Origin of the sequence: Actinokineospora sp. PR83 (genome assembly GCF_021056305.1) — a bacterium.
Lineage (GTDB): Bacteria > Actinomycetota > Actinomycetes > Mycobacteriales > Pseudonocardiaceae > Actinokineospora > Actinokineospora spheciospongiae.
On sequence record NZ_JAJCXD010000080.1, the window covers coordinates 1 to 12907 of the forward strand.

Here is a 12907-nt window from a genome sequence, read left to right on the forward strand (position 1 = left end):
CCTGGACGAGATCTTCGGCGACGTCCTCCCCGACACCACGAAAGACGAAAGGGACCCGACCCCCGCGAAAACCGAAGACGACTGGTACGAACAAAACCGCCCCCCACACCACGGCGGCTGAAACCAACTCCCCCCCCACCCACGACGCCGAGTCGGTCATTTCCGCAGACGGGCAGCGACCGGGGCCCGGAACCACGAGCGGGCCTGACCCCGGAATGGCCAGGCCCGCCCTGGGAAATCACAGTCCCGAGAGCTCACCGATGACGTAGGGGACCAACGAGGACAAAGTCGCCATCCCGTCCCGAACCGCACTCCGGGACCCCGCCAGGTTCACCACCAGGGTGCTCCCGGAAACGCCCACCAGCCCCCGGGAAATGCCGGCGTCGACCGCACCCGCGGCCAACCCGGAGGACCGCAGCGCCTCGGCGATCCCCGGGATGGGCCGGTCCAGGACCCCCTGCGTCGCGTCGGGCGTGACGTCCCGGGGCGACACCCCGGTCCCGCCCACGGTGACGACCAGGTCGGCCCCACCGATCACCGCGGTGTTGAGCGCGTTGCGGATGGCGACGGTCTCCCCCTCGACCGGCACCACGCCGTCGACGATGAAGCCCGCCTCCTCCAGCAGCTCGGTCACCAGCGGACCGACGGTGTCCTCGTGTTCCTTGTGCGCCACCCGGTCGTCCACGATCACGACGAGTGCCCGACCGAGCCGCTGCGCGCTGCGTTCCATACCGCCAACCGTAGCCGTCCGGGCCCGCCCGCGGGCCGGGAGGTGAGCGGTGTCCGACCCCCCGATCTGACCATTCGGTGACGGCGCCGCCGCGCACCGGGCGAACCGCCCCGACGCCCCCTAGCGTCTGGCCCATGCGCGTACTGATCACCGGGGGAGCGGGCTTCGTCGGCTCCCACGTGGCCGACCTCATGGCCACCCGAGGCCACGAGGTCACCCTCCTCGACAACCTGCTCCCCCAGGCCCACGGCTCCACCGAACCACCCCCCTGGACCGCCCCCCACGAACTGGTCCTGGGCGACGTCCGCGACGCCGACCTCCTCACCGACCTGGTCTCCCGCACCGACCTCGTCTGCCACCAGGCGGCGGTGGTCGGCCACGGCCTGGACCCCTCCGACGCCCCCCACTACGCCAGCCACAACGACTACGGCACGGCGGTCCTCCTGGCGGCGATGCACCGCACCGGCCGCCAACGCCTCGTCCTGGCCTCCTCCATGGTCGTCTACGGCGAAGGCCGCTACTCCTGCCCCACCCACGGCATCGTCCGCCCAGCCCCCCGCCGCCAGGAATCCATCGACGCGGGCGACTACGAACCCCCCTGCCCCACCTGCGGAGCCCCCCTCGACTCCCTCCTGGTCCCCGAGGACGCCCCGATCAACCCCCAGAGCACCTACGCCGCCACCAAAGCCGCCCAGGAATACCTGGCATCCGCGTGGGCCCGCCAAACCGGCGGCCACGTCTGGGCCCTCCGCTACCACAACATCTACGGCCCCCGAATGCCCAGAGACACCCCGTACGCAGGCGTGGCCTCCCTCTTCCGCTCAGCCCTGGAACGCGGCGAAGCCCCCACCGTCCTGGAGGACGGCAACCAACGCCGAGACTTCATCCACGTCACCGACATCGCCCTGGCCAACGCCCTGGCCTGCGAAAAAGAGGGCACACCCCACACCCTCACCCCCCTCAACATCTGCTCCGGCACCCCCCACACCGTCGGCGAGATGGCCCAAGAACTCGCAAAAGCCTGCAACGGCCCCACCCCCAAAATCCTCGGCGGCGCCCGCCCCGCCGACGTCCGCCACGTCGTAGCCGACCCCCAAGCCGCCAAAACCCTCCTCGGCTTCCACGCCCAGGTCCCCTTCAGCACCGGCATGAAGGACTTCGCCACCGCCCCCCTCCGAGCCCCCGTCAACACCTGACCCCGCACCCGCGACCAACCACGCCCCTCCACGGAAACACGGCACGGGGCGCCCCACGCCCAACCTCAATGGCCAGCCGGTATGCGCATGGCCGGGCCAGGTTGATGCACTGCTGCCGGTGAGACGACGGCCACCCGGTTCGGCGTGGTGGAAGGGAAGCTGGTTCGGCGGCCGTGCTCTGACGTGGCAGATCGCCGGGATCAGGCGCGGCTGATCCCGGCGGCTGGCCCGACGCCGTATGTCCAGGCCGGTGCGGTGCGGCCAAGGGCTACCAGCGCGATGTCGCACGGCATGCGTGATGTCGCACGGCTTGGTCCGGAGCCGTGTGGTCGGCTGTTGCGGGGCAACCGGTCCGGGAAGCTGAACCGGGGCCGTCAAGACCGGTGTTGCGCGGCGACAGCAGCGTGGTTGGCGTGTCGACTACGAGGCGGGCGGGCGGGCGAGGCGGACCACTTATCCGGTGGGTCGGTCCGGTCCGCTGCGGTCCCAGTGGTGCTCGCGTGTCGGCGGCCGGCGGGTGAGTGGGCGGTCGGTCAGGGACGGTGGGTTCGTGTGGTCGGTGGGGGGGTGGTGATGGAGGGGGACGGGTGGGGGTGTTGGACGGGTGCCGACGTGCCACTGCCTCCCCGCCGTTCCGAATTCCTAGGCTACCGAAGAGGTCTGACAGTTTCGGGGTTTGTGCGCGGTGTTGTCCACAGGGGTCGGGGTTTGTCCACAGGTGAGGGTGGGTGGTCGACAGGAGGATGAGGAGTGGGAGCGGGGTGGAGGGGCATGGGTCAGGTGGTGGCCAGGGGGAGGTGGACTTCGAAGCGGCAGCCCCGGTCGTGGTTGCGGGCGGCGATCCGGCCGTGGTGGGCTTCCACCAGGCCCTTGGCTATGGCCAGGCCCAGACCTCCGCCTGCTTCGGCTCCGGGGGTTCGGGCGGCGCTGCCTCGGAAGGCGACGTCGAAGACCCGGGGGAGTTCGGTTTCCGGGATGCCGCCGCAGCTATCCTGCACTGACAGGAGGGCCTCTTGGCCTACCACGCCTATTTCCACCGCCACCGTTCCGTCCGGTGGGGTGTGGCGGATGGCGTTGGCGACGAGGTTTCGGACGACTCTGGCGAGTTCCGGGTCTGAGCCGAGGACCACCGGGACGGCCTCGGCGGCGGCGGAGACGCGGACGCGCTTGCGGGAGGCGACCGGTTGTTGGGTGGCGAGGGCGTCGGAGACGATTTCCTGGAGGGGGACCGCCGCCATGGTGAGGTGGAGGGCCCCGGCGGTGATGCGGGACAGCTCGAACAGGTCGTCCACCATGGACGAGAGCCTGCGGGATTCGATCGAGATCTGGTTCGCGTAGCCGGTGACCTCGACCGGGTCGTGGACCACGCCGTCGGCCAGGGCTTCTGCCATGGCTCGGATGCCCGCGAGGGGGGTGCGGAGGTCGTGGCTGATCCAGGCGACGAGTTCGCGGCGGGAGGCTTCCGCCGCTCTTTCGCGTTCGCGGGCTTCGCGTTCCCAGACGGTGCGGCGGGCCACGCGGCGGCCGAGGACGACGGCCACGGGGACCGTGACCACGGTGACCAGGAGGCAGACCAGCAGCAGGGTGGTGAGCGTGGTGGTGAACATGATCCCGGTGACGCCGAGGACGCCCGCGATGAGGCCCGCGACGGGGACGAGCACCAGCACGGTCACGGTGGTGGTGAGGGAGCCGTTGCGGACCAGGTGGAGCAGGACCGCGCCCACCAGCACGACCGGCAGGACCAGGGCCAGGGCGACGGGGAGGATGTGCAGGAGGTGGGCGAGGATCTGGCTGAACGGCTCGGTGGGTTCGACCATCACGGGGTCCTGTCGTAGCGGTAGCCGACGCCCCAGACCGTGGTGATGCGGGTGGGTTTGGCGGGGGTCTTCTCGATCTTCTCGCGCAGCCGTCGCACGTGGACGGTGACGGTGGACTGATCGCCGAAGTCCCAGCCCCAGACGCGTTCGAGGAGGTGTTCGCGGGTGAAGGCCTCGCCGGGGTGGGTGAGGAAGAACTCGAGGAGGTCGAACTCGCGGGTGGTGAGCGGCAGTTCCGCCCCGGCGCGGGTGGCCTTGCGCGCCACCGCGTCGAGGCGGAGGTCGCCGTCGGTGAGGGAGGGTGCAAGTGGGGCGGGGCGGGTTTGGGCGCGGCGCAGGACGGAGCCGACGCGGAGGGTGAGTTCGCGGGGGCTGAAGGGTTTGGTGACGTAGTCGTCGGCGCCGAGTTGCAGGCCCGCGATGCGGTTCTCCTCCTCGCCGAGGGCGGTGAGCATGATGACGGGGATGGCGCCGCGCTGCCGCAGCCGCCTGCAGACCTCCAGGCCATCGATGCCGGGCAGCATGAGGTCGAGGACGACGAGGTCCGGTGGGTCCTCGGCGACCCGGCGCAGGGCGTCCTCGCCGTTCTCGGCGAGGGTCACCCGGTGCCCGGCGCGTTCGAGGTAGCGGCGCACCACGTCGGCGACGGTCACGTCGTCGTCGACGACCAGCACCCGGGTCGGCAGGTCCATCGGTCCCTCACCAGTTCGTCAGGAGGATGTGGTTGACCGCGAGGGCGAGCGCCGCCTGGGCGCCGAGCCACCAGCGGTGCGTCCGGGCGGGCAGGAGCGCGCAGGCGGCCACGACCCACACCGCGAACGGCAGCCAGATGCGTTCGACCTCGGACTTCGACAGCCCGGACAGGGTGGCGGCGAGCACGGCGACCACCCCGGCGCGGGCCATGGCCACGGCGGGCGGTGGCCAGCGGGTCAGGAAGCCGGACACGGCGGCGCGGCGCAGTCCGGCGGCGGTGGCCGGGCCGAGGACGAACACCAGGCTGGCCAGGTCGGCCCACACCCAGTACCAGTAGGGCCGGTCGTTGGCGATGCCCTGGTAGTACCGCTCGACGACCAGGTGGTAGCCGTCGACCCACCAGAACCCGGCCAGCAGGAAGACCAGGGCGACGGCGAGCGCGCCCGGGACCGCCCAGGCCAGTGCCTTCCAGCTGCGGGCCGCCAGCACCGCGGCCAGGGCGACGACACCCATGAGCATGAGCCCGTAGGACAGGAAGACCCCGTACCCGAGGAGCACACCACCGGCCAGGCACGCCCACCGGCGGCTGCGGGTGGCGCCGTGGGCGAGCAGCGCCACCCCGGTGGCGGTGACCCCGGCGAACAGCGCGTCGGCGGAGACGCCCATCCACACCGCGCCGGGGAACAGCGCCACGAACGGGAGGGCGGCGCGGGCCTGCTCCTCGCTGCCCAGTGCGGCGAGGGTGGCGGGCACGGCGACGGCGACGAGGGCGCCGACCAGGACGCAGAGCACCGCGGCCCAGGCGCCGCCGCCGAGGCCGATCCGGTCGAGCCAGACGAACAGCAGGGTGATGCCCGGGGGGTGGCCCGCGACGTGGGTGATCCACGAGTCGGGTTGGAAGTCGAGGATGCGTCGGGCGAAGGTGTCCAGCATGGTCGGTATGTCGGTGATGCCGGGAACGGCCGCGAGGTACTCGTCCTGCGAGGTCAGCTGGTTGGCGATCCCCCGCGTCCACCCGTCGACCAGGGCCAGGGAGAACGTCCAGGCGACGGCGAGCAGGTACCCGGCGCCGAGGGCGGCCCGCCAGCCGAGCCGGGTGGCCAGCGCCGGGCCCCAGGTGACCGCGGCGACGGCGACGACCAGGGCGAGCGGGGTGCCGATGCCCACGTGCGGCAGCCACTGGGCGAGCACCGGCCACTCGCCGAAGGTGTCCGGGGCGCCGGGGAAGTGCTCGGTGCCGAACAGGCGGACGCCGAAGCCGAAGCCGACCGCGATCGCCGCGGCGACGAGGGCGGCCGCGCCGAGGGCGGCGAGGACGTCCGCGCGCGTGCCGGGAACGCGAGTCCGGTTCGGGGATTGCACTGCCATGTCCGGGAACCTACCGCGTGGGTCCGACGATCCGGGGATGCGCAGCGGATTCGGCTCAATCGTCAGAAGTCCGTAAGAAGGGTGAACACAATCTTGTTCTTCCCCCGCACAGCGGCTTTCGAGTGTCCGGCGGGAACCGATCGCCCTACCGTTGCGGCATGGATGTTCGAGAAGTGGACGTCGTGCTGCCGTGCCTGGACGAGGCCGCGGCGCTGCCCGGGGTCTTGGCGGCGCTGCCCGAGGGGTACCGCGCGATCGTGGTGGACAACGGTTCGACGGACGGTTCGCCGGAGGTCGCGGCGGCCCACGGGGCGAAGGTGGTGCACGAGCCGCGCAAGGGCTACGGCGCCGCCGTGCACACGGGCTTGGAGCACTCGACCGCCGACGTCGTGTGCTTCCTGGACGCCGACGGTTCGCTGGACCCGGGTGAGCTGCCGAAGCTGGTGGCCGCGGTGGCGGAAGGCCGGGCGCGGTTGGCGGTGGGCAAGCGGGTGCCGGTGGGCCGGGGTGCGTGGCCGTGGCACGCGCGGGCCGGGAACGCGGTGCTGGCCGCGTTGTTGCGCAGGCGCGGGCTCCCGGTCACCGACATCGCGCCCGCCCGGGCGGTGCGCAGGCAGGACCTGCTGGAACTCGGTGTCGAGGACCGGGCTTTCGGCTATCCCCTCGAACTGCTGATCAGGGCGGCGGAGGCGCGGTGGTCGGTGTGGGAGACGGCGGTGGCCTACCGGCCGCGGGCGGCGGGGACGAAGTCGAAGGTGTCGGGTTCGGTGCGCGGCACGGCCCGCGCGATCCGGGACATGGCGGGGGTGCTGCGGTGACGTGCCTGTTGGTGGTGGCGAAGGCCCCGGTCGCCGGGTTGGCCAAGACCCGGCTGACCCCGCCCGCGACCCCGGTGGAGGCCGCCGAGATCGCCGCGGCGTCGCTGTTGGACACGTTGGACGCGGTGTTCGCCACGCGCGGGGTGGTGCCGGTGGTGGCGCTGACCGGTGACCTGTCGGCGGCGCGGCGGTCGGCGGAGTTGGCCGGGGCGTTGGCGCGGTGCACGGTGTTCGCCCAGCGCGGGGAGGGTTTCGCGGAACGGTTGGCGACCGCGCACGCGGACGTGGCCGAGCGCTTCCCGGGTCGGCCGGTGTTCCAGATCGGGATGGACACCCCGCAGGTCGACCCGGAGCTGCTCGGGTCGGCGGCGGCGGCGCTGGAGTCGGGTGCGGAGGGGTTGCTCGGCCGCGCGTTCGACGGGGGCTGGTGGGGCCTGGGGTTGCGCGACCCGCTGCTGGCGGGGGTGTTGCGGTCGGTGCCGATGTCGCGCGCGGACACGGCGGACCGTACGGCGGCGGCGCTGGCCGGGGTCGGGGTACGGGTGCGCGAGTTGCCTGTTCTGTCCGATGTGGACACGATGGACGACGCGCTGCGGGTCGCCGCGGAGTACCCGTCCGGTCGGTTCGCGCCCGCGGTCGAGGGCTTGGCGGTCAGGTGACCGCGGGCATCTTCGACGCCGGGCTGCGCGGCGAGCGGTGTTGGCTGGAGACCGCGACGGGTGGGCGGATCGCCCTGGCGGTGGACCGCTGGGCGGCACCCCCCGATGTGGGTGACGCGTCGTTGCTCGACCCGTGCGCCGGGCCGACGCTGGACATCGGCTGCGGGCCGGGTCGGCTCACCGCCGCACTGGTGGCGCGCGGGGTGGTGGCGCTGGGGGTGGACACCTCCCCGACCGCGGTGGCCCTGACCAGGCGGCGGGGCGCGTCGGCGCTGTGCCGCGACGTCTACGACCGCCTGCCCGGCGAGGGCCGCTGGCAGCACGTGCTGCTGGCCGACGGCAACGTCGGCATCGGCGGCGACCCGGTGCGGCTGCTGCGCCGGGCCGGGGAACTGTTGAGCGCCAGGGGTTCGGCCGTGGTCGAGGTCGACCCGCCGGGCACCGGCATCGGCCGCGGCCGGGCCAGGCTCACCGCCGCCGCGGGCGCGGGCCCGTGGTTCGACTGGGGTTGGCTGGCGGCGGACGCGGTGCCGGGTGCGGCGGCGGAGGCCGGGCTGGCCGTGCGGTGGGTCCGCGAGCACGCGGGCCGCTGGTTCACCGAGTTGGTGCCCAGGTGACCCGCTTCGCCTCGCTGGCGCACGACGAACGCGTCACCTCCCGCGTCGGCCGCTGGCTGGGGATCGCGTTTGCGGTCTGCTTCGTGACCGGGCTGCTCAGCCACGGGATCCAACACCCGCCGTCGTGGTTCACCTGGCCGAGTTCACCCGTGTGGTTGTACCGGGTCACGCAGGGCTTGCACGTCATCAGCGGGATCGCGGCAATCCCGCTGTTGTTGGCCAAACTGTGGAGCGTCTACCCGAAGCTGTTCGAGCGCCCCCTCGTCCGTTCGGCGCTGCACGCGCTGGAGCGCGGGTCGATCCTGGTGCTGTCCGGTGCGGCGTTCTTCGAACTGATCACCGGGCTGTTCAACGTCGCCCAGAACTACCTGTGGGGCTTCTACTTCCCCACCGCGCACTACGCCGTCGCGTGGATCGCGATCGGTTCCATCCTCGTGCACGTCGCGGTGAAGCTGCCGATCATCCGCCGCGCCCTGGCCCCGCCGGGGGTCGACGTCGACCGCCGCCGGTTCCTCCGCACCACCTGGTTGGCCACCGGCGTAGCAGTGGTCGCCACCGCGGGTGTCACGGTGCCACTGCTGCGCCGGGTGTCGGTCCTGGCCTGGCGTTCCACTGTGGATCTCCCGGTGAACAGGACTGCCGCCGCAGCCGCCGTCGAGGTCCCCGCCGACTGGCACCTGGAGGTGGTGAACGGCGAGGACGTCCGCCGCTTCACCCTGGAACAGCTCAACGCCCTCCCCCAGGCCGCGGAGGAACTGCCCATCGCCTGCGTCGAGGGCTGGAGCGCCTCGGCGGTGTGGGGCGGGGTCCGCGTCGCCGAACTCCTGCGGGAGTGCGGGATCACCCCCGGGGTCGACGTGCGCGTGTCGTCCCTGGAGAAGAGCGGGCTGTACGCCACCAGCACCCTCCCCGGCACCCACACCGGCGACCGCCGCACCCTCCTGGCACTGCGCGTCGCCGACCAACCGCTCACCCCCGATCACGGTTACCCCTGCCGGGTGATCGCCCCCACCCGCCCAGGTGTCCTGCAAACCAAGTGGGTCACCCGCCTGGAGGTCCTGTGAGAGCCGCCCTGTTCGTCCTGGGCCTGGCCGCCCTCGCCTGGGGCGGCTACCTCGCCTGGGACTTCGCCCACGCCTCCTTCCGCGACGCCTGGCAGGGCGCCGCGTTCTTCATCGGCGGTCCCCTGGTCCACGACGCCGTGGTCGCCCCCGTCGTCGGCGGGGCGGCGTACCTGCTGACCCGCCTCCTCCCCCCGACCTGGCACACACCGGTGAAGGCGGCCGCCACGTGCACGGCGGTCCTGGCGATCCTGGCGGTGCCCCTGATCTGGCGCCCGTTCGGCGTGCCGACCAACCCCGGGCTGCACGACCGCGACTACTGGGCGGGGCTGGGGATCGCGGTGGCTGCGGTGTGGGTGGCGGCGGCCGTCGCCGGGGTGGTCAACGGGTGGCGCCGTTCTGAGCAGCCCCCGAATCAATCCAAGCAGGGGGCACCGACGGAAATGGAGTAGTGAGGTGGGTTGTCCACAGGCAGCGGCGGACCACTCGGAATTGTCGGGCCGTCCTGGTCGGATTGATTCGGGGGGTGCTCGTTTCGGCCTGTGGACAACTCGTGGTGATCGGCCGGGGGTGTCGGGCCTCGCTGGTTGGATTGATTCGGGGGCTGCCTCGGGCGGGATGTGGATGAGGTCGGCTGGACGATCGGGGTTGTCGGGCCGTTGAGGTTGGCTTGGGGCCGGGTTGTCGGAGGGCGAGCGGTGGCGGATTCGGGGAGAGGGCGTGGATCAGGGTGGTTGGGCGGACCAGGTGATCGGGGGGAGAGCAGGCGGGAGCGAGTGTGCGGGTGTTGGAGCGCAGCGGCGGACGGGCAGGTCCGGCGGGCGGCGGGGCGGCTTGGAGGGTGAGTCGGCGGTCGGACCGGTCAGGGTTGTTCGAATGGTTCCACGCGGTTGCGGCCCTTGCGCTTTGCCGTGTAGAGGGCGGTGTCCGCGTTGGCGAAGAGGCGCTCGAACGTGCCGGGGCCGTCGGCCACTCCCACGCTGACCGTGGGGTGTTGGGTCGTGCCCAGGACCGCCGTCCAGTCGTGGGTGTCGACTGCGGTGCGGATGCGGTCGGCGACCGCGTGGCCGATGGGTTCTTCCTCGGTGGCGGGGTGGGTGAGCAGGACGACGAACTCGTCTCCCGCCCAGCGGGCGATCAGGTCGCCCACCCGGCACTCCGTGCGGAGGATGGCCGCGATTTCCCTCAGGGCGGCGTCTCCGGCGGCGTGGCCGGCGGCGTCGTTGACCGCCTTGAACCAGTCCACGTCGATGAGGAGGAGCCAGGGGTGGCGGGCGGCGGTGGCGGCGTGGTGGAGCATGTGGGGGGCGGCTCGTTCGAGGCCCAGGCGGTTGGCCAGGCCGGTGAGGGGGTCGCGTTCGGCGGCTTCCTGGGCGGCGGTGGCGAGGCGTTGGGCCCGGATGGCCAGGCGGCGCTGTTCCAGGGCTTGGCCCAGGCCCTCCTGCAGGGTTTCCACGGCGGTGCGGCGGGCGCCGATGTTGCGGCGCAGCGCGTCGGCCTCGCCCGCGAAGTCGCCCGCGGCGTGGCAGATGTCGGCGAGGTCTTGGGAGTAGCGCTGGACCAGGGACGGGTCGTTGACCGATTCGGCGTCGTGGACCGCTGACCTGGCGTGGTCGGCGGCTTCGGTGAGGCGGCCCTGGGCTCGGCGGACGGTGGCGAGGACCCAGTTGCCGACGGACATGGCCCAGCGGTTGTCCTCGGGGGCCGCGGCCTCCAGGGTGCGGCGGGCGGTGTCCTCGGCCCGGTCGAGGTCGCCGACCCCGGCCAGGGACGCCCCGTGGGCCGCGGTGAGGGCCAGGTGGATGCGCCCGCCCTCGACCAGGGTGAGGCCTTCCTCCAGGAGGGCGATGGCCTCGCGGAAGGTGGCGGCGGCCTCGGCGGGGGGTTGTTCGGCGGCGCGGAAGTTGAGGGTGCCCGCCAGGTTCTGCAGGGAGTGGGCGAGGATCTCGACGTCGTCGCCGGTCCTGGCGACCTCGACGGCGACGCGGGCGACGTCGAGGGCGGCGTGGCGGTGGCCGATGCCCTCCAGCAGGTAGCCGAGCCTGCCCAGGGTGTCGGCGGCGGAGGAGCCCCGGGGGTGGTCGATGTCGATGTCGCTCCAGCCCTCGGCGACGAGTTCGAGGGCGAGCGGGATGCGGCGCAGCCGCCAGGCCGACACCGCGCGCCTGGTGAGGATGGCCGCCCTGGTCCAGGGGGCCAGGTTCGGCGGGACCTTGGCCAGCAACTGGTCGAACAGGGCGTTCGCCGCCCCGGTGCGCCCGGCGTCGATGAGCATCCGGATCTCGCGGTCCGCGCGCAACGCCTCGGTCGCCGCGAGCTCGTCGCCCGGTTCCAGCCCGTCCTGCCCCAACACCGTCCCCGACTCCACCTCGCCGAACTCAGCCGGCGAACGGCGCGGTTCGTGGTCTGCGACACAGCTCCGCGCAGGCTACAAGGCGGGCTGGTCGTGACCCGTTCGGAGTAACGCGTTCTGCCTGCTCGGGCGACGGGGAGCCGGGGTCCGCCGCCCGAGCGGGCGGGTCAGCCCTTGGGGCCCGCGTAGGGCAGCAGGGCCATCTCCCGGGCGTTCTTGATCGCGGTGGCGACGGCCCGCTGCTGCCGGGGGGTGAGCCCGGTGACGCGGCGGGCGCGGATCTTGCCGCGGTCGGAGATGAAGGTGCGCAGCAGCGCGGTGTCCTTCCAGTCCACGGTGGATTCGGTGCCCAGCGGGTTGCGCTTCTTCTTCGGCGGTCGGCGCACGGTCACCAGCTCGACTTTGTCACGCCGGGCAGTTCGCCGCGGTGGGCCATCTCGCGCAGCCGCAGCCGGGACAGGCCGAACGCGCGGTGGTAGGCGCGCGGCCTGCCGTCGACGGCGTCGCGGTTGCGGATGCGGGTGGCGCTGGCGTCGCGGGGCATCCGCCGCAGTTCGCGGAAGGCGGCGGCGCGGTCCTCTTCGGACGACGACGGCCTGCGGATGACCTCCTTGAGCTCGGCGCGGCGCTCGGCGTGCCGGGCGACGATCGTCTTGCGCCGCTCGTTGGCGGCGATCTTGGACTTCTTGGCCATCAGCGGTCCTCCCGGAACTCGACGTGCCTGCGGGCGACGGGGTCGAACTTGCGCAGCACCAGCCGGTCGGGGTCGTTGCGCCGGTTCTTGCGGGTGACGTAGGTGAAGCCGGTGCCCGCGGTGGACCGCAGCTTCACGATGGGGCGGATGTCGTTGCGGGCCATCAGATGCGCTGCCCCTCCGCGCGGAGGCGGGCCACGACGGACTCGATCCCGCGCCGGTCGATGGTCTTGATGCCCTTGGCCGACACGCGCAGGGTGACCCACCGGTTCTCGGTGGGCAGCCAGTAGCGGCGGCGCTGGACGTTGGGGTTCCAGCGGCGCGAGGTGCGCCGGTTGGAGTGGGAGACCTGGTTGCCGAAGCCGGGTTTTCGGCCGGTGACCTGGCATATCGCCGACATGTGACCTCCTAGACATGGGAACCGTTTTCATTAACGCCGTCGCCAGGGTAGCCTCGACCGAGTCCAGATGGAAATGGTTGTCGATTGGAGTGCCGGTGCTCACGCTCGTGGCGGGATGGGACCGCGCGGCGGCCGGGGCGTTCGCCGCCCGGCTGCTGGCGCCCGGGACCGCGGTGGTGCAGTACGCGATCACCGACAGTGGAGTCGAACGCCGTTGCCGGGTGGACAACACCGACACGACCGAGCGGTTGGGGGCGGAGCACGACTGCGTTTCGTGCACGCTGCGCGCCGACCTGGCGCTGCTGACCGACGCGTTCGACCGGCTGGTGGTGCACCTCGACCCGGTCCTCGAACCCGGTCCGATCGCCGGGGAACGCCGGGTCGACGCGGTGGTGACCGTCGTCGACGTCGACACCTGGCTGGCCGCCGCGACCGGCGACGACCTGCTGCCCGACGACGAGCGCACCGTGGCCCAGGTCGTGGTCGGGCAGGTCGAGGCCG

The 12907-nt window shown here is 72.6% G+C and carries 15 protein-coding genes and 1 pseudogene; 7 read left to right on the top strand and 9 right to left on the bottom strand.

The genetic code is table 11. From position 1 onward, the window contains the following. Positions 1 to 238 precede the first annotated feature (238 nt). Positions 239 to 730, bottom strand: a complete 492-nt coding sequence (locus L6E12_RS26550; RefSeq protein ID WP_035286728.1) for a molybdenum cofactor biosynthesis protein B — start codon at positions 728 to 730, stop codon at positions 239 to 241. 134 nt (positions 731 to 864) lie between these two features. Between L6E12_RS26550 and L6E12_RS26555 the strand changes: the two genes are divergently transcribed. Then, entirely contained in the window at positions 865 to 1926 is a 1062-nt protein-coding gene (locus L6E12_RS26555) for an NAD(P)-dependent oxidoreductase (RefSeq protein WP_236230653.1), read from the top strand. Positions 1927 to 2702: 776 nt separating this feature from the next. On the opposite strand, the gene L6E12_RS26560 is transcribed toward L6E12_RS26555, so the two are convergent. The 3 genes from L6E12_RS26560 to L6E12_RS26570 are packed head-to-tail and all read right to left on the bottom strand — an operon-like array spanning position 2703 to position 5804. Continuing rightward, positions 2703 to 3743, bottom strand: coding sequence for a sensor histidine kinase KdpD (locus L6E12_RS26560; RefSeq protein ID WP_236230654.1), 1041 nt, complete (start codon positions 3741 to 3743; stop codon positions 2703 to 2705). Further along, positions 3743 to 4435, bottom strand: a complete 693-nt coding sequence (locus L6E12_RS26565) for a response regulator transcription factor (protein WP_236230655.1) — start codon at positions 4433 to 4435, stop codon at positions 3743 to 3745. The genes L6E12_RS26560 and L6E12_RS26565 overlap by 1 nt, the downstream gene beginning before the upstream one ends. A gap of 7 nt (positions 4436 to 4442) precedes the next feature. Further along, positions 4443 to 5804, bottom strand: a complete 1362-nt coding sequence (locus L6E12_RS26570; protein WP_236230656.1) for a hypothetical protein — start codon at positions 5802 to 5804, stop codon at positions 4443 to 4445. A 158-nt stretch (positions 5805 to 5962) separates the two neighbouring features. Here L6E12_RS26570 and L6E12_RS26575 point away from each other — a divergent pair, with 158 nt between their 5' ends. From L6E12_RS26575 to L6E12_RS26595, 5 genes are read left to right on the top strand one after another with little or no spacing between them, the layout of a single operon-like run. Further along, entirely contained in the window at positions 5963 to 6622 is a 660-nt protein-coding gene (locus L6E12_RS26575; protein ID WP_236230657.1) for a glycosyltransferase family 2 protein, read from the top strand. Next, positions 6619 to 7281 (top strand): DUF2064 domain-containing protein, encoded by a 663-nt coding sequence (locus L6E12_RS26580; RefSeq protein ID WP_236230658.1) that lies wholly within the window; start codon positions 6619 to 6621, stop codon positions 7279 to 7281. The genes L6E12_RS26575 and L6E12_RS26580 overlap by 4 nt, the downstream gene beginning before the upstream one ends. Beyond that, entirely contained in the window at positions 7278 to 7898 is a 621-nt protein-coding gene (locus L6E12_RS26585) for a class I SAM-dependent methyltransferase (protein ID WP_236230659.1), read from the top strand. The genes L6E12_RS26580 and L6E12_RS26585 overlap by 4 nt, the downstream gene beginning before the upstream one ends. After that, positions 7895 to 8962, top strand: coding sequence for a molybdopterin-dependent oxidoreductase (locus tag L6E12_RS26590; protein ID WP_236230660.1), 1068 nt, complete (start codon positions 7895 to 7897; stop codon positions 8960 to 8962). Before L6E12_RS26585 ends, L6E12_RS26590 begins: the two co-directional genes overlap by 4 nt. Further along, positions 8959 to 9411 (top strand): hypothetical protein, encoded by a 453-nt coding sequence (locus tag L6E12_RS26595; RefSeq protein ID WP_236230661.1) that lies wholly within the window; start codon positions 8959 to 8961, stop codon positions 9409 to 9411. Before L6E12_RS26590 ends, L6E12_RS26595 begins: the two co-directional genes overlap by 4 nt. A gap of 410 nt (positions 9412 to 9821) precedes the next feature. Here L6E12_RS26595 and L6E12_RS26600 read toward each other — a convergent pair whose 3' ends face one another. The 5 genes from L6E12_RS26600 to rpmB all read right to left on the bottom strand — a co-directional run bounded on the left by L6E12_RS26600 (position 9822) and on the right by rpmB (position 12406). Beyond that, positions 9822 to 11327 (bottom strand): GGDEF domain-containing protein, encoded by a 1506-nt coding sequence (locus L6E12_RS26600; RefSeq protein ID WP_236230662.1) that lies wholly within the window; start codon positions 11325 to 11327, stop codon positions 9822 to 9824. Positions 11328 to 11479: 152 nt separating this feature from the next. Continuing rightward, positions 11480 to 11704, bottom strand: a complete 225-nt coding sequence (gene rpsR, locus L6E12_RS26605; protein ID WP_374201951.1) for a 30S ribosomal protein S18 — start codon at positions 11702 to 11704, stop codon at positions 11480 to 11482. After that, positions 11701 to 12006: a 30S ribosomal protein S14 gene (rpsN, locus tag L6E12_RS26610; protein WP_236230663.1), complete on the bottom strand. Its 306-nt coding sequence runs from the start codon at positions 12004 to 12006 to the stop codon at positions 11701 to 11703. Before rpsN ends, rpsR begins: the two co-directional genes overlap by 4 nt. After that, on the bottom strand, positions 12006 to 12170 hold the full coding sequence (gene rpmG / locus L6E12_RS26615) for a 50S ribosomal protein L33 (protein WP_236230664.1): 165 nt from the start codon (positions 12168 to 12170) through the stop codon (positions 12006 to 12008). Before rpmG ends, rpsN begins: the two co-directional genes overlap by 1 nt. Beyond that, positions 12170 to 12406, bottom strand: a complete 237-nt coding sequence (rpmB, locus tag L6E12_RS26620) for a 50S ribosomal protein L28 (protein WP_236230665.1) — start codon at positions 12404 to 12406, stop codon at positions 12170 to 12172. The genes rpmG and rpmB overlap by 1 nt, the downstream gene beginning before the upstream one ends. A 95-nt stretch (positions 12407 to 12501) precedes the next feature. Between rpmB and L6E12_RS26625 the strand changes: the two are divergent. Further along, positions 12502 to 12907, top strand: a pseudogene (locus L6E12_RS26625) (cobalamin biosynthesis protein CobW); the annotation flags it as partial.